We start from the raw sequence: 19,868 nt of genomic DNA, 5'->3' as shown, positions 1-19,868 counted from the left end.
GCACGCGCAGGGCGGATCCGGGTGCCGAGAGGAGGGTTCGCACACCGGCACGAACTTCGAGGTCGGTGGCGGTAATCACGACGAGCCAGCTTACCGGAGATTCGGACAGATCCCCGCCGGGGTCCGCCCACGACGACTGTGACGCTCATCGCGACGCCCGATCCCCCTGCCACGGCCAGCGACCGGTGATCTCGAGCTGCAGGGACCAGCTCAGGAAGGTCCGGATCAGCACGATCAGCGCAAGCACTCCGACCGACGTGAACGTCGGCGTGACGGCGACCGTCTTGATGATGTCGGCGGCGACGAGGAACTCGAGGCCCAGCAGGATCGAGCGGCCGAGGTTGCTCCGGTACCTCTCGTACACCGGCGCTCCCGGCACGGTTCGTCGGTCGGACAACGCAATCCAGCTCGCAACCACCGCACCGACGACGATCACGGCCACCCCGACGATGTCCACGACGGACCCGACTGCGGAGATGACGGACTCGAGGTGCATCCTGGCCTGCCTTCCCGATCGACTACCGACAGCGTCGCAGGTTCACGGCCTTCCGGCGTGGCGAACTCGGCTAACGTGCAGGCCCATGAGCGACGGCGGTGTCCCCGACCTGGCGGTCGTCGGGCTGGGTCCGGCCGGGCGGGCGCTCGCGCACCGCGCCGCCGCCGCGGGCCTGGACGTGGTCGCGGTCGATCCGGCTCCCGCCCGACGATGGGCACCGACCTACGCGACCTGGGTGGACGAGGTGCCGCCGTGGCTCGGCGACCGCGTCCTCGCCGCCCGGGTGCCGGGCCCGACCGTGTGGACGCGGCAGCCGCGGACCGTCGACCGGGAGTACGCGGTGTTCGACAACACCGCCCTGCGGGCCCGCCTCGACCTCGCCGGGGTCCGCGTCGTCACCGGTCGGGCCCGGCAGGTCACCGGCCGCACCGTCGCTCTCGGCGCCGGCGCAGTGGTGCGCGCCCGCACGGTCGTCGACGCCCGCGGTCTCCCCGTCGGGTCCGCCCTCGCCGAGCAGACCGCGTTCGGGCTGATCGTGCCGCGCGACGTCGCCGCACCGGCGCTCGGCGGTGCCGCCGCACTGTTCATGGACTGGCGCCGCGACAACGGCGCCGGCCCGCACCAGGCGCCGTCGTTCCTGTACGCGGTGCCGGTCGACGACGGCCGGGTGCTGCTCGAGGAGACGTGTCTGGTCGGGCGGCCCGCATTGTCGCTGCCGGCGCTGCGCGAACGGCTCCTGGCCCGCCTGTCCGCGCGGGGCGTGCAGGTACCCGGCGATGCCGTCGTCGAGCGCGTCCGCTTCCCGATCGAGGCACCGCGGCGCAGGCACGGCCCGCTCGCGTTCGGCGCCCGCGGCGGGCTCGCCCACCCGGGGACGGGGTACAGCGTCGCCGCGTCGCTGTCCGCCGCCGATGCTGTCGTCGACGCCCTGTGCGACGGCCGCGACCCGCGGGACGCACTGTGGCCCCGATCCGCTCGCGTGGTGCGGACCCTGCGCGGCATCGGGCTGCGGGCGCTGCTGGCCCTGCCCCCGGCGCGGGTCGACGGGTTCTTCGACGACTTCTTCGCGCTGCCCGCTCCGCTCCAGCGGGCCTACCTGTCCGACCGCTCCGACCCGGCGGGGGTCGCGGCGGCGATGTGGACGCTGTTTCGCCACGCGCCGATGCCGGTGCGGCGCACACTGATCGGCGCCGCACTGCACCCGGGGAGAGGACACCGATGAAGGTCGAGATCCAGCTCGACGCCGCGCCCGCCGACGCCGCCGCCCGCGCGGTCGACCTCGCCGCGACCGGCGCCGCGGGACTGTTCACCTTCGAGGGCCCGCACGACGTGTTCTTCCCCCTCGTCGCGGCCGCGCCGGTCGTCGACGTGGATCTGACCACCAATGTCGCCATCGCACTGCCGCGCAGTCCGATGCACCTCGCGCACGCCGCCTGGGACCTGCAGGCCCTGTCCCGCGGCCGGTTCCGGCTCGGCCTCGGGTCCCAGATCCGACCGCACATCGAGAAGCGCTACTCGGCTGCGTGGTCGCGTCCGGCCGCCCGGATGCGGGAGACCGTCCTGGCGGTCCGTGCCATCCTCGACGCCTGGGAGAACGGGTCGCGGTTGGACTTTCGCGGCGAGTTCCACACCCACACCCTGATGCCGCCGACGTTCGTGCCCGGGCCGAACCCGTACGGGCGGCCGCCGATCCTGCTCGGCGCGCTGGGGCCGGTCATGACCCGCACCGCCGCCGAGGTCGCCGACGGGCTGCTGGTGATGCCGTTCAACAGCGGCCGCCACTTCCGCGAGCGCACCCTGCCCGCGGTGGAGCGGGGCCTGGACGGCTCCGGCCGGTCCCGCGCCGACTTCGAGATCGTGCCGCAGGTGATCGTGGCGACCGGTCGCACCGACACCGAACTCGCCGCCGCGACGACCGGGGTGCGGGCGCTGCTCGCGTTCTACGGCTCCACGCCGGCCTACCGTCCGGTGCTCGAGGTGGAGGGGTGGTCCCACGTGCAGGAGCCGCTCAACGCGCTGTCGAAACGTGGTGCGGTGGCCGAGATGATCGCGATGGTCGACGACACGATGGTCGACACCCTCGCCGTCCGCGGCACGCCGGAGCAGTGCGCGGCCGAGATCGTCCGCCGCTTCGGCGAGCATGCCGACCGGGTGTGCTGTTACTTCCCGGGCTACGACGTCGATCTCGGCCATGTGCGCGACCTGGTGACCGCCCTCAGCGCAGCGCCTGCCACTCCCCCAACGCGTCCGTGACGGCGGCGGGGACACCCTCGATCGCCCACAGCGCCAACCCGACCGCGGCGAGGGTGAGCAGTGGGCCGAGGATCGCGCGTTCGAACGTCCCGCCGGCGCGGATCGACAGCATCGACGGCAGCTGAAACTCCCACCAGCGCCGTCCCCGCCACGGCACGAACGGGGCCAGGAACGGCACCCCCTCCTTGGTGATCGCGTCGCCGAGGCAGTGCACCGCGCACCCGAGCCCGACCGCGACGCCGAGGGCCCGCGAACCCACCTCGTCGGGATACCAGCGCCAGGTCAGCACCGACAGCACCGCGGCGGCGACGGTGACCGCGATCCAGCCGTTGCGTTTCGCCCACCCTCCGGCCAGACCCCGCAGCGCCAACCCGAGGGTCAGGAACAGGGTGCCGATGATCGCGGGTTGGCCGAACGCGACGATCAGCGCGGACACCGCGGTGCTGATCGCGACCGCGAACAGCGCCGTGTGGGTGAGCGTTCGGTGACCGCCACGGCGTTTCGGGTCGCGGCGACCGCGGGTGAGCCGGTAGTACCAGAGCGAGACCTCGTCGACCCCCTTGGCGAGCACCCAGCTGGCCGGGCCGAAGGACCGCGCCACCGTCGACTGGGCGGTGTCGAGGTCCGGCAGCAGGGCCGCCCCCGCGCACACACCGGCGAAGGTGAACACCTCCGCGGTCGACGTCGGACCACCCCACTCGGGCGGCAGCACCTGGGCCGCGAGCAGACCCGCGACGGCACCGGAGACGGCATGGGTCGCGCCCATCACCATGTCAGAATCATCACGAACGCGAAAACCTTTCGGACAGAACGGAAAGAGCACTGCCCGAAGCGAGCCGCACACTACGGGCCGAATGTACCAACACCGTCCGACAGGGCGGCAAGCCAGAGCACGCGCGTGGCTTCGCGACCGTCCCGCTGGCGCCGCGCCGCCCCTACCCCGTCGCCTCCGGGAACACCTGGTCGGGCCCCTTGTCCGGTCGCAGTCCACGCCACACCGGGTGACGTAGCCGGCCGTCGTCGGTCACCTCGGTGAACCGCACCTCGGCGACCAGTTCCGGGCGCAACCAGTGCGCCGTGCGCGCGTCGCCCTCGGGCACCGGCGGGTGGAACGGAGACTCGGCGGTCGCCAGTTCGGTTGCCCGCGATCGCAGTTCGTCGAGGGCCGCGCCGGTCAGCCCGCTGCCGACCTTGCCGACGTACCGCAGCCCACCGCCCTCGGGGACGCCGACCAGCAGCGACCCGATGCCCGCGGTGCGGCCGCCCTCCCCCGGCTGCCAGCCCCCGATCACCACCTCCGCGACGCGAACGTGCTTGATCTTCACCCAGTTCGGCGAGCGACCCGGCCGGTACGTCGAGTCCCGTCGTTTCGCGACGATCCCCTCCATGTGGTTCTCCGCGCTCGACGCCAGCGCCTCGTGGAGGTCGTCGGGCGCCGGCTCCGGGACCTGCCAGGTGTCGTCGGCGGCGAACCGGATCGCGGACAGGACCGTTCGCCGGTCCCGGTACGGTTTGCCTGCCAGCCCGGTCCCGTCGAGTTCGAGGAGGTCGAACAGCAGCAACCGCACCGGGTTCCGGGCCGCCGCCGCGGCCACCTCCCGAGGCCGGGTCCGGCCCATGCGCTGCTGCAGGCGCGCGAAACTCGGTGCCCCGTCGGCGCCGAACGCGACGATCTCCCCGTCGAGGATCCCGGAGTGCCCGCGCAGGCCCGCCGGGACGGCGGCGAGCTCCGGGTAGGTGGCGGTCATGTCGTTGCCGTTGCGGCTGATCAGCCGCACCGACTCCGACCCGGCATCGGAGGAGACGTGCACCAGCGCCCGGATCCCGTCGAGTTTGTACTCGAACGCCCACACGGCCGGGTCGGCGCGCGAGGCGAACCGGTCGACCGTGGTCGCGGTCGCCAGCATCGGCGTCACCGGCGGCGCGGCCGGTGCGACACCGCGAGGTTCCGGTGCCGCACCGGGCCCCGGAACGACGGCGGGCGCGACCCCGGCCCGCACCCGCCGCAGGACGTCGCCGAACTCCAGCTGCGTCAGGCCGGGGGCGGCGATCTCGTCCCAGGTCCGCGGCGCCGCCACGAACGGTCGCGCGGTCCCGCGCAGCGAGTACGGCGAGATGGTGGTCTTCGACGCCGAATTCTGACTCCAGTCGACGAACACCTTCCCGGTTCGCCGAGCCCGCGTCATCGTCGCCGTCACCGAATCCGGCGTCTGCCGTTCGAGTTCCGTCGCGATCGCCTTCGCGACCTCGCTGCAGCGCCGCGACGGCCATCCCGGCGGCAGACCGGCGTAGAGGTGAATCCCCTTGCTGCCGCTCGTCACCGGCAGGGCGTCGAGGCCGCGGTCACGCAACCGCTCACGCACGCGCAACGCCACCTGCGCGCACTCGTCGAGCGTCACACCGGGACCGGGGTCGAGGTCGATCACGAGGCGGTCCGGGTCGGCCGGAGTGCCGTCGGGGGCGAACCGCCACTGCGGCACATGGAATTCCAGCGCCCCCGACTGCGCGAAGTACACCAGCGCCGCCAGGTCGGTGACCTCCGGGTACTCGACGGTCCGCGAACCCTGCGTCAGGACGTGGGTCGGCACCCAGTCGGGAGTCGCGGCCTCGACGTTCTTATGGAAGAACGGCGGCGCGGACGTGCCGTCGGGCCAGCGTTTACGGGTGAGCGGCCGGCCCGCGAGCAGCGGCAGCAGCACCGGCCCGATCTCGGTGACGTACTGCAGCACCTCCGCCTTGGTGGTGCCGGTCTCCGGGTACAGCACCTTGTCGAGATTCGTCAGTGTCAGGCGTCGGTTTCCGACGCGTACCGCCGTGTTGTGCGTCATCAGCATCAGTCCACCGGATCGCTCCACCTGGCCGGATCCCACAGTATGGACCATCATGGGGTGATGCGGTCGATATGGAAAGGCTCCATCGCGTTCGGTCTCGTGAACGTCCCGGTGAAGGTCTACTCCGCAACCGAGGACCACGACATCCGGTTCCACCAGGTCCACGGCAAGGACGGCGGGCGGATCCGGTACAACCGGGTGTGCTCCGAGTGCGGCCAGGTCGTCCAGTTCGCCGACATCGACAAGGCGTACGTGTCCGAGGACGGCACCCAGGTCGTGCTGACCGACGAGGACTTCGACAAGCTCCCGGCGGCGGAGAAGCACGAGATCCCGGTGCTGCAGTTCGTGCCGTCCGAGCAGATCGACCCGATCCTGTTCGCGAAGAGCTACTTCCTCGAACCCGACTCCGCGTCCGCGAAGGCGTACAACCTCCTCGCGTCCACGCTGGAGTCCAGTGAGCGCACCGCGCTGGTGCACTTCACGCTGCGTCAACGCACCCGGCTGGCCGCGCTGCGGGTCCGCGACGGGCTCCTCGTCGTCCAGACCCTGCTGTGGCCCGACGAGGTCCGTGCCGCGGACTTCGGCCCCGTCGAGGAGGGGGTCGCACCGTCCGAGAAGGAACTGGCGATGGCGACCATGCTGGTGGACTCGATGTCCGAGGACTTCCACCCGGAGTCGTACACCGACGACTACCAGATCCAGCTGCAGAAACTCCTCGACGACGCGATCGCGAACGGCGGCGAGAAGGTGACCGTGCCGTCCGTGGGCGCCCGCGAGTCCGACGCGGAGGTCGTGGACCTGGTCGCCGCGCTGCAGCGCAGCGTCGACGAGGCGAAGAAGTCCGCGAAGACCGGCTGACCGGGCTACCGCTCGTCGTCGCGGTCGAGCACGAACCAGAAGTGTTCGCCGTCGTCGAGGACGCCCTTGCCGTTCATCACGCCCAACAGGGTGTCCGCTCCCACCCGCTTGAAGTGGTCGAACACCGGCATCCCGTCGTAGACCATCGTCGCGGTCACCTCCCCGCGGAACTCGACCATCCACAGGCCGGCCTCGCCGCGCCCGGATTCGACGTCCGAGAACAGCTCGCCGTCGTCGCCGCGGCAGATCAGCGGCTGCACGTCGAACCGGGAGCCGAACGTCTTGCCGTACCAGCGGGTCCGCTCGAGAAGGCGGCCGGTGCGGTGCCCGGTGCGGAACCCGCGGCCACGCCACCGCCCCGACAGTTCCTCGATCCGCACGACGGGCAACTGCGACCAGAGCCGGTCGAGTTCGCGGGGATCGACGCTGTCCGCCGCGAGCAGGGACTCGACGTGATCGTGGTGGTTCATGCGCGCCTTTCGTCGGGGTGGGTGAAGGTGAGTACCGGTTCGACCACGGAACCGGCGCGCAGCGCGTCCAGTGCCGCGGGCAGGTCGTCGAAGTCGAAGGTCGTGATCAGCTTGTCGAACGGGAACCGTCCCTCCCGCCACAGCGCGATCAGTTCGGGGATGAACTGCTGCGGGTCGGCGTCACCCTCGATCACGCCGGTGACGCTGCGCCCCATCAGCAACGCCGACTGGTCCAGCGTCACCGGGTTGTGACGGCCGCGCAGCCCCAGCGTCGCGCAGCTGCCCGGGGACCGCAGCACCGCCACCGCCGTGGTCAGGACCTCGTCGGATCCGACGGTGTCGATGCTGTGGTCGGCGCCGCCGCCGACCACGGCCCGCACGCGGCGCGCCAGGTCCGGTTCGGCGCTGTCGAGGACGGCGGTCGCGCCGAGCGAGCGGGCCAGTTCCCGGCGGGCAGGCAGCGGGTCCACCACGACGACGGTTCCGCATTCGGCGACGGCCGCCGCGAGCACGGCACCGAGACCGACCGCGCCGGCGCCGAAGATCACCAGCGAGGCACCGACCCGGGGCCGCAGCACCCGCAGCACCGTGCCGGCGCCGGTCTGGATGCCGCAGCCCAGCGGGCCGAGCAGGGCGATCGGCAGATCGTTCGCCACCTGCACCACGTCGACGTCCAGCGCGACTGCGTGTGTCGCCATCGACGACTGACCGAACCAGTTGCCGTGCAGGGCCGCACCGTCCACGTGCAGAGTGGTGGTGCCGTCTAGGCGCCGGCCGGAATGGTTGCGGACCGCGAAGTGCTCGCAGTAGGCGGGATGCCCCTCGCGGCAGTTCCGGCAGGCCCGGCAGGCCGAGAAGCTGAGCACCACGTGGTCGCCGGGGGCCACGGTGTCCACCGCGCTGCCGACCGCCTCGACGACCCCGGCTCCCTCGTGCCCGAGTACCGCGGGCACCGGGATCGGAACCGCGCCTGCCGCGGCGCTCAGATCGGTGTGGCAGATCCCGGCACCGACGATGCGCACCAGGACCTCGTGCGCACGCAGCGCGTCGAGCTCGACGTCCCGGATCTCGAACGGTTCCCCGAACGCACCCAGCACCGCCGCCCGCGCCTGTGTGCCCACCAGCACCCCCGAGAATCCGGATTAACTTTCATCGGCAGTGTAGACACGAAACCCCGCCGGGCACAGGGCTCGGCGGGGTTCGGCGGTTGCGGGTCCTAGACGGTGAATCCGAGCGCGCGCAGCTGCTCGCGGCCGTCCTCGGTGATCTTGTCCGGACCCCACGGCGGCATCCAGACCCAGTTGATCTTCAGTTCCTCCACGAGGCCGCTCTTGACCAGCGCACCGCGCGCCTGCTCCTCGATGACGTCGGTCAACGGGCAGGCCGCGGACGTCAGCGTCATGTCGATCGTCGCGATCTGGTCGTCGTCGACCGCGATGCCGTAGACCAGGCCGAGATCGACGACGTTGATGCCGAGTTCGGGGTCGACGACGTCACGCATCGCCTCCTCCACGTCGTCCACCACGGCCTGCTGCTCGGCAGTCAGCTCGACCACGGCCTGCTGCTCGGGGGTCGCCGCGGCCGGGGTCTCGGCCACCGCCGTCTCGTCGGGTGTGCCCGCCTGGGTGTCGGTCATGATGCGGATCCTCCGGTCCCTGCCGGCACCGTGCTGCCGACTGCATGCGAGTCCGCTGCCGCGTCCTCGGTGTCAACTATTCGAACAACGGCGTCCTTGAACGCCATCCATCCCAGCAGGGCGCATTTCACACGAGCCGGGTACTTCGCGACCCCCGCGAACGCGATGCCGTCGCCGAGCACGTCCTCGTCGCCCTCGACGGTGCCGCGGCTGGTGATCATCTCGTCGAACGCCGCGACCACGTCGAGCGCGTCCTGCACCGCCATGCCGGTCACCTGGTCGGTGAGCACCGACGTCGCGGCCTGGCTGATCGAACAGCCCTGCCCGTCGTAGGACACGTCGCCGACCCGGCCGTCCTCGGTGATCGCGACGCGCAGCGTGATCTCGTCCCCGCAGGTCGGGTTCACGTGATGCACCTCGGCGCCGAACGGCTCCCGCAGGCCGCGGCCGTGCGGATGCTTGTAGTGGTCCAGGATGACCTCCTGGTACATCTGCTCCATCCGCATGTCAGGACGCTCCGTCCACGGTCGTGTCGTGATGGTCGAGGGGCGCGTGGGTTCCGAAGAACTCCTGCGCCCGCCTGATCGCGGCGGCCAGCGCGTGCACCTCGTCGGCCGTGTTGTACACCGCGAACGACGCCCGCGCTGTCGCGGCGACGCCGAGCCGGCGGTGCAGCGGCCACGCGCAGTGGTGCCCGACCCGGATCGCGACGCCCTCGTCGTCGAGGACCTGACCGAGGTCGTGGGCGTGGATGCCGTCGACGACGAACGAGACCGCGCCACCGCGGTTCTCCGCCGTCGTCGGGCCGACGATCCGGACTCCCGGGATCGCGCCGAGCAGCTGCAGCGCCAACGCGGTGAGCTCGTGCTCGTGTGCGGCGACCGCGTCCATGCCGATCGCCTCGAGATACCGCACGGCCGCACCGAGGCCGACGACCTGGGACGTCATCGGCACCCCGGCCTCGAACCGCTGCGGCGGCGCCGCGTAGGTGGTCGACTCCATCGTGACCGTCTCGATCATCGAGCCGCCGGTGATGAACGGCGGCATCGCCGCCAGCAGTTCCCGCTTGCCGTACAGCACCCCGACACCCGACGGGCCGAGCATCTTGTGCCCGGAGAACGCCGCGTAGTCGACGTCCAGCAGGTGGAAGTCCACCGGCATGTGCGGCACCGACTGGCAGGCGTCGAGCACCACCAACGCACCGACCGCACGCGCCCGCCGCACCAGCTCCTCGACCGGCGCGACCGCCCCGGTCACGTTGGACTGGTGCGTGAACGCCACGACCTTGGTCGCGTCGGTCAGTGCCAGCGAGTCCAGGTCGATCCGGCCGTCGTCCGTGACGCCGTACCAGCGCAGTGTCGCGCCGGTGCGCCGGGCCAGCTCCTGCCACGGCACCAGGTTGGCGTGGTGCTCGAGCTCGGTGATCACGATCTCGTCGCCGGGCCCGACGTGCCGGTCGAACCGGTCGTCGCCGAGCACGTAGGTGACCACGTTGAGCGCCTCGGTCGCGTTCTTCGTGAACGCCAGCTCGTCCGGCTCCGCACCGACGAATCGGGCGATCGCCGCGCGGGCGTCCTCGTACGCGTCGGTGGCCTCCTCGGCGAGCTGGTGGGCCCCGCGGTGCACCGCCGCGTTGGAGGTGACGAGGAACTCGCGCTCGGCGTCGAGCACCTGCACCGGCCGCTGCGAGGTGGCCCCGGAGTCCAGGTACACCAACGGCTTCCCGTCCCGCACCGTCCGGGACAGGATCGGGAAGTCCGCCCGGATCCGGGTCACGTCGAGCGCGGTCACCGGGGTGGTCATGGACTCAGGCTCCCGTCGCTGCGGCCTGCGTGAACTTCACGTAGCCGTTGGCCTCGAGCTCCTCGGCCAGCTCCGCACCGCCGGACTCGACGACCTGGCCGCCGACGAACACGTGCACGAACTGCGGCTTGATGTAGCGCAGGATGCGGGTGTAGTGGGTGATCAGCAGGACGCCGCCGTGCTCGCGCTCCTGGTAGCGGTTCACGCCCTCGGACACGATCCGCAGCGCGTCGACGTCGAGGCCGGAGTCGGTCTCGTCGAGAATCGCGATCTTCGGCTGCAGCAGGCCCAGCTGGAGGATCTCGTGGCGCTTCTTCTCGCCGCCGGAGAAGCCCTCGTTGACGGAACGCTCGCCGAACGCCGGATCGATCTCCAGCTCGGTCATCGCCTCCTTGACCTCCTTGACCCAGTGCCGCAGCTTGGGAGCCTCGCCGCGGACGGCGGTGGCGGCGGTGCGCAGGAAGTTCGACATCGACACGCCCGGCACCTCGACCGGGTACTGCATCGCGAGGAACAGGCCGGCGCGGGCCCGCTCGTCGACGCTCATCGCGAGCACGTCCTCGCCGTCGAGGGTGATGCTGCCGGAGGTCACCTCGTACTTGGGGTGGCCGGCGATCGCGTACGACAGCGTCGACTTGCCGGAGCCGTTGGGGCCCATGATCGCGTGCGTCTCGCCGGAGCGCACCGTCAGGTTCACGCCCTTGAGGATGTTGATCGGCTCGGCGTTCTCGTCGGTCTGGGCGACCCGGACGTGGAGGTCCTTGATCTCGAGCACGGAGGTCTCGGGAGCGGGGGTTTCAGCGGTGGTCATTGAAGAAGTCCTTTTGAAAGTGTGTGTGTCGGCGACGGTCTCGGCGGGCCGGAGTCAGACGCCGACCGCGGCGAGCTCGACCTCGATGGCCGCCTCGAGGCGCTCGCGCACCTCCGGGACGGCGATGCGCTCGATGATCTCGTGGAAGAAGCCACGGACCACCAGTCGCCGGGCCTGCTCCTCCGGGATACCCCGCGAGCGCAGGTAGAACAGCTGCTCGTCGTCGAACCGGCCGGTGGCGCTGGCGTGGCCCGCGCCGACGATCTCGCCGGTCTCGATCTCGAGGTTCGGGACCGAATCCGCGCGGGCGCCGTCGGTCAGCACCAGGTTGCGGTTCATCTCGTAGGTGTCGGTGCCCTCGGCCTCGGCACGGATCAGCACGTCGCCGACCCACACGGTGTGCGCGTCGTGCCTGTGCGCGTCGGCGCTCACCTCACCCTGCAGCGCGCCCTTGTACACGACGTTCGACTTGCAGTGCGGCTGCGAGTGATCCACCAGCAGGCGGTGCTCGAAGAACTGGCCGGCATCCGCGAAGTACAGGCCGAGCAGCTCGACGTCGCCGCCGGGTCCGTCGTACTTGACCGTCGGGGTCACTCGCACCACGTCGCCGCCGAGGGTGACCGCGGTGTAGCGCAGCGTCGCGTCGCGACCGATCCGGGCGTGGTGCGCGGCCGCGTGCACGGCGTCGTCGGCCCAGTCCTGGACCGCGACGACGGTCAGCTTCGCGCTGTCGCCGAGCACGAACTCGACGTTCTCCGCGTAGGTTCCGCTGCCCTTCTGGTCGAGCACGACCGTGGCGACGGCGAAGGCCTCGAGACGAATCTGGATGTGGCCGTAGGCAACCTGGCCCGCACCGGGGCCGGTCACGACGACGTTCACCGCGCCGGCGACCTCACGTTCGGCGCCGACGGTCACGACGGTCGCGGTCTCGAAGCCCGAGTAGGCCTGCGCGGCAACACGATCCGCCGGGACACCACCCTGCCCAAGCCGGGCGTCGTCCCGCCCGACCGTCTCCACCGTGACACCGTCCGCGGCCGACACCTCGACGGTCGCGGCACCGGACCGGACCGCGGTGCCGTCGTGCAGGCCACGCAGCCGGCGCAGCGGGGTGAACCGCCACGCCTCGTCGCGACCGGCAGGCACCTCGAACGCGTTCACGTCGAACGACGTGAAGACCTCGCCCTTGTTGGTGGCAGGCGCCGCCTGCGCGTTCGTGGCAGGGTTCTCACCGGCGACGGCAGCCTTCACGCCCGTCGCCTCGTTTGCGTTGGCCACTAACCCACGGCCCCTTCCATCTGCAGTTCGATCAGGCGGTTGAGCTCGAGGGCGTATTCCATCGGCAGCTCCTTGGCGATCGGCTCGACGAAGCCGCGCACCACCATCGCCATCGCCTCGTCCTCGGTGAGGCCGCGGCTCATCAGGTAGAACAACTGGTCGTCGGACACCTTCGAGACGGTCGCCTCGTGACCCATCGACACGTCGTCCTCACGGATGTCGACGTACGGGTAGGTGTCGGAACGGGAGATCTGGTCGACCAGCAGGGCGTCGCACTTGACGGTCGCCTTCGACCCGTGCGCCCCCTTGTTGACCTGCACCAGACCGCGGTACGACGCGCGGCCGCCACCGCGGGCCACCGACTTCGACACGATCGTCGAGGAGGTGTGCGGCGCCAGGTGCAGCATCTTCGCGCCGGTGTCCTGGTGCTGGCCCTCACCGGCGAACGCGACCGAGAGCACCTCGCCGCGGGCGTGCTCGCCCATCATCCAGACGGCGGGGTACTTCATCGTCACCTTGGAGCCGATGTTGCCGTCGATCCACTCCATCGAGCCGCCGGCGTCGACCTTGGTGCGCTTGGTGACCAGGTTGTAGACGTTGTTCGACCAGTTCTGGATCGTCGTGTAGCGGCAGTGGCCGCCCTTCTTGACGATGATCTCGACGACCGCCGAGTGCAGCGAGTCGGACTTGTAGATCGGCGCCGTGCAGCCCTCGACGTAGTGCACCGAGGCACCCTCGTCGACGATGATCAGGGTCCGCTCGAACTGGCCCATGTTCTCGGTGTTGATCCGGAAGTACGCCTGCAGCGGGATGTCCACGTGCACGCCCGGCGGCACGTAGATGAACGAGCCACCCGACCACACCGCGGTGTTGAGCGCGGAGAACTTGTTGTCGCCGGCCGGGATCACGGAGCCGAAGTACTCCTTGAAGATCTCCGGGTGCTCGCGCAGGCCGGTGTCGGTGTCGAGGAAGATCACGCCCTGCGACTCGAGGTCCTCACGGATCTGGTGGTAGACCACCTCGGACTCGTACTGCGCGGCGACACCGGCGACCAGGCGCTGCTTCTCCGCCTCCGGGATGCCCAGCTTGTCGTAGGTGTTCCTGATGTCCTCGGGCAGATCCTCCCAGGACTCCGCCTGCTTCTCGGTCGAGCGCACGAAGTACTTGATGTTCTCGAAGTCGATGCCGTCGAGGTTGCTGCCCCAGTGCGGCATCGGCTTCTTGTCGAAGGTGCGCAGCGCCTTGAGGCGGATGTCGAGCATCCACTCCGGCTCGTTCTTCTTCGCGGAGATGTCCCGCACGACGGCCTCCGACAGGCCACGCTGCGCGCTCGCGCCCGCGACGTCGGAGTCGGACCAGCCGTACTCGTAGTGTCCGAGCGAGGCGATGGTCTCGTCCTGCGTCAACGTCTGCTGGTCGGGGCGTCCCTGGTCTTGGGTGACGGTCATGCGAGCTCCTTCCGGAGTCTTGTTGCGTACCGATGCGGGCTGGGCACCGGCGAGGGGTCGGAATGCTGGGGCGGGGCGATGTCGGCGGGCGTCACGTCGCTTCCTGGTGCAACGCGGCGGGCGGCACCAGCGGCACGTGCGTGGTGCACGCGCAGTCCCCGTTCGCGATCGTCGCGAGCCGCTGGACGTGAGTGCCGAGCAGCTCCGCGAACGCCTGTGTCTCCGCCTCGCACAGCTCGGGGAACTCGGCCGCGACGTGCGAGACCGGGCAGTGATGCTGGCAGAGCTGGACACCGTTGCCGACCGGCCGGGTGGTCGCGGCGAACCCGGCGGACGTGAACGCGTCGGCGATCGCCTCGGCGGTCTGCTCCACCTCCGCGGCGTCGTGGCCGTGGGCGGGGTCGATGTCCGCGACGATCGTCTGGACCCGGCGACGGGCGAACTCGACGATCGCGGCCTCCCCGCCGATCTCCCGGAGCTGACGCATCGCGGCGCCGGCGAGGTCGTCATAGGAGTGCCCCAGTCGGGAGCGGCCCACGGCCGTCAGCTGGAACTGCTTGGCCGGCCGTCCCCGGCCCTTCTGCTGCCAGCTCGCCGAGCGGGTCGCCCGGGCCTCGCCGGCGTCGATCAGCGCGTCCAGGTGGCGACGCACCCCGGCGGCGCTCAGACCGAGGCGGCTGCCGATCTCGGTCGCGGTGATCGGCCCCTGTTCGAGCAGCAACTGCACGACGGCGGCCCGGGTGTGCCCCTCGTGCCCCATCGCGGTGACGGCACCCATCGGCGAACGCGACCCCGCGTCAGGCGTGTGACCTGCGCTTTCGTCACGAGCGGGCTGGGTGGCTGCCGTTTTCACAACACCAGTGTGACGGAATTCGTCGTCCCGGTCCACCAAGGGTGCCCTCGGTTACACCGCTACGCTGCATGCTGTGCCGCAGACCGACGACACACCGGAGTCCGGTGACAGCGCGAGAACCGGGCCCACCGCCACCGAGCACCACTCGCTCGCCGACCGGTCCAGGGCACGGCTTCGCCGCATCCTCGGACTCGACGGACCCCACGACGGATTCGTCGTCTCGAGCCTGCACGGCGACGAGGCCGAGGCACCGGGACTCGACGCCCGCGAGACCGCCCAACTGCGCGGCGTCCGCCGCTTCGGCGCGACCGGCGCCCTGCTCATGGCCCTCGGCGCCCTCGGCGCCGGCGCCCAGCCGGTGCTGCAGAACCCGGTCCAGGGACTGCGCTTCCTCGGCCTGCCCGCACGGATGCCGAGCGTCGCGCTGACCCTGACGATGACCGGCAGCGCGATGGTCGTGCTCGCCTGGCTGCTGCTCGGACGGTTCGCGGTCGGCAGCTTCCGGGAAGGCTCGCCGGTCCGGCGGTTGACCCGCTCCCAGCTCGACCGGACCCTGCTGCTGTGGGTGATTCCGCTCACCATCGCGCCGCCGATGTTCAGCAAGGACGTGTACTCCTACCTCGCCCAGTCGGAGATCGCCGCCCGCGGACTGGACCCCTACGCGATCGGACCCGCGCAGGCGCTCGGGGTCGACGACGTTCTCACCCGCACCGTGCCGACGATCTGGCGCGACACCCCCGCCCCCTACGGGCCGCTGTTCATCTGGCTGGGCAAGGGCATCTCGGGCCTGACCGGCGACAACATCGTCGCCGGCATCTTCCTGCACCGCCTGCTCGCGCTCGCCGGCGTCGCGCTGATCGTGTGGGCGCTGCCGCGGCTGGCCCGGCGCTGCGGTGTCGCGGCCGTCACCGCCCTCTGGCTCGGGGCGGCCAACCCGCTGCTGCTGTTCCACCTGGTCGCCGGCATCCACAACGAGGCGCTGATGATCGGCCTGATGCTGGCCGGCATGGAGATCGCGCTGCGCGCGGTGGAAGGCCCCGACCCGATCCGGTTCCGGATACCCGGGACCGCAGCGGGCGGCGGGAGCCTGGCCCTGCTCCTCGCCGGGTCCGGCCTGATCGCGCTGTCCGCGACCGTGAAGATCCCCACCCTGCTCGCGCTCGGCTTCCTGGGCATGGCGCTGGCCCGCCGGTGGGGCGGCACGTTCCGCGCGGTGTGTGCCGCCGCCGCGCTGCTGACGGCGGTCACGGTCGTCGTCGTCTTCGCGGTCAGCCTGCTCAGCGGACTCGGATTCGGCTGGCTCAACCCGGACACGCTCGGCACCGCGAACGAGGTGCGCAGCTGGATGTCGCTGCCCACCCTGCTCGGCCTGGGCACCGGCCTGGCCGGGGTGCTCCTCGGGCTCGGCGACCACACCACCGCGGTGCTGAGCCTGACCCGGCCGATCGCGTCGCTCGCCGCGGCGTTCGTCGCGCTGCGGATGCTAATCGCCGTCCTGGTCGGGCGGATCCACCCGATCGGCGCGCTGGGCGTGTCCCTCGGCGTCCTGGTGCTGCTGTTCCCGGTCGTGCAGCCGTGGTATCTGCTCTGGGCGGTCATCCCGCTGGCCGCGTGGGCGACCCGGCCGGTCTTCCGCATTCCGGCGATCGCGTTCTCGTCGGTGGTCAGCCTGATCGTGATGCCGAACGGCGGCGAGTACCCGCCGTTCATCATCGTCCAGGCCGCGATCGCGACGATCCTCGTCTGCGGAACGTTCATCGTCGTCACCCGCAACCGGCTGCCGTGGCGGACGGAGACCGGGAACTCGAACAGCGGGGCGACGGGCGGGCACCGGACCCCCGGGGCCTACGCTGAGACCCCGTGAGTTCCTCCCTGTCCGAACCTCCCGTGCTCCGGCTCGACGGTGTGGTGAAGGCGTTCGGCGACACCACCGCGGTCGCCGGCCTCGACCTGACCCTGCACCGGGGCCAGGTGCTCGCCCTGCTCGGCCCGAACGGCGCAGGCAAGACCACGACCGTCGAGATGTGCGAGGGCTTCCAGCGGCCGGACAGCGGAACCGTCCGCGTCTTCGGACTCGACCCGGTGGCCGCGTCCGGTGAGGTCCGCGCCCGCATCGGCGTCATGCTGCAGGGCGGCGGCGCCTACCCGGGCTCCAAGGCCGGCGAGATGCTGGACCTGGTCGCCGCGTACTCCGCGAACCCGCTCGACCCGCAGTGGCTGCTGCGTGAACTGGGACTCGCCGACGCCGTCCGCACCCCCTACCGCCGCCTGTCCGGTGGCCAGCAGCAGCGGCTCGCGTTGGCCTGCGCGCTGGTCGGACGCCCCGAGCTGGTGTTCCTCGACGAACCGACCGCCGGCCTCGACGCCCAGGCCCGGCTGATGGTGTGGGAACTGATCGACGCCCTGCGCCGCGACGGCGTCACCGTCCTGCTGACCACGCACCTGATGGACGAGGCCGAGGCCCTCGCCGACCGGCTGGTCATCATCGACCACGGCCGGATCGTCGCCGAGGGCACACCCAGCGAACTGACCCGGCACGGCGCCGCGGGGCGGCTGCAGTTCACCGCGCCCGAACGCCTCGACCTCACCGGTCTGACGGCGGCGCTGCCGGACGGCTTCACCGCGACCGAACCGTCGCCCGGCACCTACGAGGTCGCCGGCGACATCGACCCGGCCGTGCTCGTCGCGGTCACCACCTGGTGCGCCGACCTCGACGTGCTCGCCACCGAGCTCCGGGTCGACCAACGCCGTCTCGAGGACGTCTTCCTCGAGCTGACCGGACGGGAGCTGCGGGGATGAGCATGTCCCACACCGATCGCCTCGCCGACAACCGCTTCACGCCCGGCACGTTCACGCCGAACCCGCGGCCCGCGGCTCCGCTGCCGATGCTCGCGGCGCAGACGAAGCTCGAACTGACCCTGCTGCTGCGCAACGGCGAGCAGCTGCTGCTGACGATGTTCATCCCGATCACGCTGCTGATCGGACTGACGTTGCTGCCGTTCGGCGATCTCGGGGATCCGCGGGTGAACCGGGTGATGCCTGCGGTGATGATGGTCGCGGTGATGTCGACCGGCTTCACCGGTCAGGCGATCGCGGTCGGGTTCGACCGCCGCTACGGCGCGCTGAAGCGGCTCGGTGCCACCCCCCTCCCGCGCTGGGGCATCATCGCAGGCAAGAGTGCCGCGGTCGTGATCGTCGTGGCGTTGCAGATGGTGTTGCTCGGCGCGATCGGGGTCGCACTGGGCTGGCGTCCGAGCGCCCTCGGCCTGCTCCTCGGCGCGGTGGTGATCGCGCTCGGTACCGCGATGTTCGTCGCCCTCGGGCTGCTGCTCGGCGGAACCCTGCGCGCCGAGATCGTCCTCGCGCTGGCCAACGTGCTGTGGTTCGTGATGGCCGGTGTCGGCTCCGTCGTGTTCGGCGGTGACTCGATTCCGGGTCCCCTGCACACCGCGGCGCGGCTGATCCCGTCCGGCGCGTTCGCCGAGGCACTGGACCACGCACTGACCGGGTCGGTCGACCCGTTCGCGCTCGCGGTGATGGCCGTGTGGGGCGCCGGCGCGGCGTGGCTCGCGACCAGGACCTTCAAGTTCACCTGATTTCCGACCGGGCGGCGCCTCCCGACACGGACGAACATTCCGTGCCGAACCGAAACATTTCCCGCAATTTCGGGGCACACTCGCTCACCATGCCGACCACCTCCGCGCGCGCATTCACCGTCGCATCCGCCGTCGCCCTCGCCTGCACCCTCGGCGGGGGTACTGCCGCCGCCCAGGGCCCGTGGGGCCCGCTCGCCCCGCCGAACCCGCACCTGGGACCGGTCGGCACCGCGACCATGCACGGCGACGCCGGATCGTCCGACGCGACACGCCTGGCCGGACCGGGCGCCGGCGAGGTCGGGGTCACCGGCATCCCGCTGCTGTCCGCGTGCCCGACGCTGCTGCAGGGCTCCGACGGCCTGGTCGTCGCCCTGTGCACCGCGATCGCCGGCCAGACGCCGACCGTGCACCTGTTCGACGCCGACGCGTCGAAGTCCGTCGCGTCCCTGCCCCTGGCCAAGGGCAGCCTCCTCGGCGGCGTGTACGCCTTCCTCGACGACCGAAACCGCCTCGTCGCGGTCGACGGCGACCGCAAGCTTCAGCGGATCGGCCACACCGCCGACCGGCTGTTCGTCGACTCCACCGTCGACCTGTCCGGCGCGGTGCCGGACGGGGACGCCGTCACCGGACTCGTCCCCGACTGGGCGGGCAACGTCTGGTTCGCGACGGGCGCCGGTGTCATCGGCGCGGTCGACGCCGCGGGTGTCGCGAAGACGGTCCGGGTACCGGCAGGCGAGCAGGTGCAGAACAGCATCTCCAGCTCCCCCGACGGGGTGTCGGTCGCGACCACACACGCGCTCTACCAGCTGTCCCTGGCCGCAGACGGGACCCCGCGGATCGACTGGCGCCACGACTACGACCGCGGCTCCGCCCGCAAGCCCGGCCAGCTCAGCTGGGGCACCGGCTCCACGCCGACGTTCTTCGGTCCGGCGACCGGCCACGAGTACGTCGCGATCGTCGACAACGCGGACACCCGGGTCAACCTGATCGTCCGTCGCGCGACGACCGGTGAGCAGGTCTGCTCGATCCCGGTGCTCGCCTCCGGCGGTCCGGGCAGCGAGAACTCCCCCGTCGGCGTCGGCAACTCGGTGTTCGTCGCGGGCACCTACGGCTACCCGTACCCGAAGGTGCCCGAGGGCGCCGGCCCGGCGGTGCCCGCGAGCGCCCCGTTCACCGGCGGGATGACCCGGGTGGATCTCGACGGCACCGGCTGCCACGTGGTCTGGGACACCGCGCTGCGCAGCTCGGCGGTGCCCCACCTGTCGACCGCCGACGGCCTGCTCTACACGGTCCTGCGGGAAGGGGCGGCGACCACGACTCCCCTCGACGGATACGCGTTCGCGGCGATCGACCCGGCCACCGGCGCGGTCCTGCGCAAGACCGGCATGGGTGCGACGACCGCGAACGACACCCTCCAGATGTCCGCGCTGATCACCTCGCGCGGCGACTACCTACAGGGCACGATCACCGGCGTCCAGCGGGTCCGCGCCGGCGGCGGCTCGGGCAGCCTGGGCGATCTCGGCAGCTCGGGCAGCTGA

At 71.3% G+C, this 19,868-nt stretch carries 18 protein-coding genes and 1 pseudogene; 7 read left to right on the top strand and 12 right to left on the bottom strand.

Annotated features, from left to right (window positions below):
- Positions 1 to 145 precede the first annotated feature (145 nt).
- Positions 146 to 496, bottom strand: a complete 351-nt coding sequence (locus ABD951_RS03090; RefSeq protein WP_345342009.1) for a DUF1622 domain-containing protein — start codon at positions 494 to 496, stop codon at positions 146 to 148.
- An 85-nt stretch (positions 497 to 581) separates the two neighbouring features.
- On the opposite strand from ABD951_RS03090, the gene ABD951_RS03085 reads away from it, so the two are divergent.
- Both ABD951_RS03085 and ABD951_RS03080 read left to right on the top strand, forming a co-directional pair.
- Positions 582 to 1,718 carry a lycopene cyclase family protein gene (locus ABD951_RS03085; RefSeq protein ID WP_345342007.1) on the top strand — a complete coding sequence of 379 codons (1,137 nt, stop codon included), beginning with the start codon at positions 582 to 584 and terminating at the stop codon, positions 1,716 to 1,718.
- Positions 1,715 to 2,749 (top strand): TIGR03617 family F420-dependent LLM class oxidoreductase, encoded by a 1,035-nt coding sequence (locus ABD951_RS03080; protein WP_345342005.1) that lies wholly within the window; start codon positions 1,715 to 1,717, stop codon positions 2,747 to 2,749. The genes ABD951_RS03085 and ABD951_RS03080 overlap by 4 nt, the downstream gene beginning before the upstream one ends.
- Here the strand turns inward: ABD951_RS03080 and ABD951_RS03075 are convergent.
- Entirely contained in the window at positions 2,712 to 3,521 is an 810-nt protein-coding gene (locus ABD951_RS03075) for a metal-dependent hydrolase (RefSeq protein WP_345342003.1), read from the bottom strand. The genes ABD951_RS03080 and ABD951_RS03075 overlap by 38 nt on opposite strands.
- A 163-nt stretch (positions 3,522 to 3,684) precedes the next feature.
- Positions 3,685 to 5,577: a non-homologous end-joining DNA ligase gene (gene ligD / locus ABD951_RS03070; RefSeq protein ID WP_345342001.1), complete on the bottom strand. Its 1,893-nt coding sequence runs from the start codon at positions 5,575 to 5,577 to the stop codon at positions 3,685 to 3,687.
- A 63-nt stretch (positions 5,578 to 5,640) separates the two neighbouring features.
- Between ligD and ku the strand changes: the two are divergent.
- Positions 5,641 to 6,432, top strand: a pseudogene (ku, locus tag ABD951_RS03065) (non-homologous end joining protein Ku); the annotation flags it as partial.
- An 11-nt stretch (positions 6,433 to 6,443) separates the two neighbouring features.
- Here ku and ABD951_RS03060 read toward each other — a convergent pair.
- The 9 genes from ABD951_RS03060 to ABD951_RS03020 form a co-directional block, all read right to left on the bottom strand.
- Positions 6,444 to 6,908 carry a DUF4334 domain-containing protein gene (locus ABD951_RS03060; RefSeq protein WP_345341997.1) on the bottom strand — a complete coding sequence of 155 codons (465 nt, stop codon included), beginning with the start codon at positions 6,906 to 6,908 and terminating at the stop codon, positions 6,444 to 6,446.
- Positions 6,905 to 8,029: an NAD(P)-dependent alcohol dehydrogenase gene (locus tag ABD951_RS03055; protein ID WP_345341995.1), complete on the bottom strand. Its 1,125-nt coding sequence runs from the start codon at positions 8,027 to 8,029 to the stop codon at positions 6,905 to 6,907. The genes ABD951_RS03060 and ABD951_RS03055 overlap by 4 nt, the downstream gene beginning before the upstream one ends.
- Positions 8,030 to 8,124: 95 nt before the next feature.
- Positions 8,125 to 8,544, bottom strand: coding sequence for a metal-sulfur cluster assembly factor (locus ABD951_RS03050; protein WP_345341993.1), 420 nt, complete (start codon positions 8,542 to 8,544; stop codon positions 8,125 to 8,127).
- Positions 8,541 to 9,050: a Fe-S cluster assembly sulfur transfer protein SufU gene (gene sufU, locus ABD951_RS03045; protein WP_345341991.1), complete on the bottom strand. Its 510-nt coding sequence runs from the start codon at positions 9,048 to 9,050 to the stop codon at positions 8,541 to 8,543. The genes ABD951_RS03050 and sufU overlap by 4 nt, the downstream gene beginning before the upstream one ends.
- A 1-nt stretch (position 9,051) precedes the next feature.
- Positions 9,052 to 10,347, bottom strand: a complete 1,296-nt coding sequence (locus ABD951_RS03040) for a cysteine desulfurase (RefSeq protein WP_345341989.1) — start codon at positions 10,345 to 10,347, stop codon at positions 9,052 to 9,054.
- A 4-nt stretch (positions 10,348 to 10,351) separates the two neighbouring features.
- Positions 10,352 to 11,158 carry a Fe-S cluster assembly ATPase SufC gene (gene sufC, locus ABD951_RS03035; protein WP_345341987.1) on the bottom strand — a complete coding sequence of 269 codons (807 nt, stop codon included), beginning with the start codon at positions 11,156 to 11,158 and terminating at the stop codon, positions 10,352 to 10,354.
- Positions 11,159 to 11,212: 54 nt separating this feature from the next.
- The gene (gene sufD, locus ABD951_RS03030; RefSeq protein WP_345341985.1) at positions 11,213 to 12,406 is read right to left on the bottom strand and encodes a Fe-S cluster assembly protein SufD; all 1,194 of its coding nucleotides are present in this window, start codon (positions 12,404 to 12,406) and stop codon (positions 11,213 to 11,215) included.
- Between the two features lie 26 nt (positions 12,407 to 12,432).
- The gene (gene sufB / locus ABD951_RS03025) at positions 12,433 to 13,881 is read right to left on the bottom strand and encodes a Fe-S cluster assembly protein SufB (protein ID WP_345341983.1); all 1,449 of its coding nucleotides are present in this window, start codon (positions 13,879 to 13,881) and stop codon (positions 12,433 to 12,435) included.
- 91 nt (positions 13,882 to 13,972) lie between these two features.
- On the bottom strand, positions 13,973 to 14,770 hold the full coding sequence (locus ABD951_RS03020) for a helix-turn-helix transcriptional regulator (protein WP_425569758.1): 798 nt from the start codon (positions 14,768 to 14,770) through the stop codon (positions 13,973 to 13,975).
- A 145-nt stretch (positions 14,771 to 14,915) separates the two neighbouring features.
- Between ABD951_RS03020 and mptB the strand changes: the two genes are divergently transcribed.
- The 4 genes from mptB to ABD951_RS03000 all read left to right on the top strand — a co-directional run bounded on the left by mptB (position 14,916) and on the right by ABD951_RS03000 (position 19,868).
- Positions 14,916 to 16,598, top strand: coding sequence for a polyprenol phosphomannose-dependent alpha 1,6 mannosyltransferase MptB (gene mptB / locus ABD951_RS03015; protein WP_345342022.1), 1,683 nt, complete (start codon positions 14,916 to 14,918; stop codon positions 16,596 to 16,598).
- Positions 16,595 to 17,533, top strand: coding sequence for an ABC transporter ATP-binding protein (locus ABD951_RS03010; RefSeq protein ID WP_345341980.1), 939 nt, complete (start codon positions 16,595 to 16,597; stop codon positions 17,531 to 17,533). Before mptB ends, ABD951_RS03010 begins: the two co-directional genes overlap by 4 nt.
- Positions 17,530 to 18,330: an ABC transporter permease gene (locus tag ABD951_RS03005; protein ID WP_345341978.1), complete on the top strand. Its 801-nt coding sequence runs from the start codon at positions 17,530 to 17,532 to the stop codon at positions 18,328 to 18,330. Before ABD951_RS03010 ends, ABD951_RS03005 begins: the two co-directional genes overlap by 4 nt.
- 89 nt (positions 18,331 to 18,419) lie before the next feature.
- A complete protein-coding gene (locus ABD951_RS03000; RefSeq protein ID WP_345341976.1) occupies positions 18,420 to 19,868 on the top strand; it encodes a hypothetical protein in 1,449 nt (482 codons plus the stop codon).

Origin of the sequence: Rhodococcus olei (genome assembly GCF_039540555.1) — a bacterium.
Taxonomy (GTDB): domain Bacteria; phylum Actinomycetota; class Actinomycetes; order Mycobacteriales; family Mycobacteriaceae; genus Rhodococcus_G; species Rhodococcus_G olei.
Note: the sequence above shows the minus strand (reverse complement) of the source record. Positions and strands in the feature narration are given on the sequence as shown.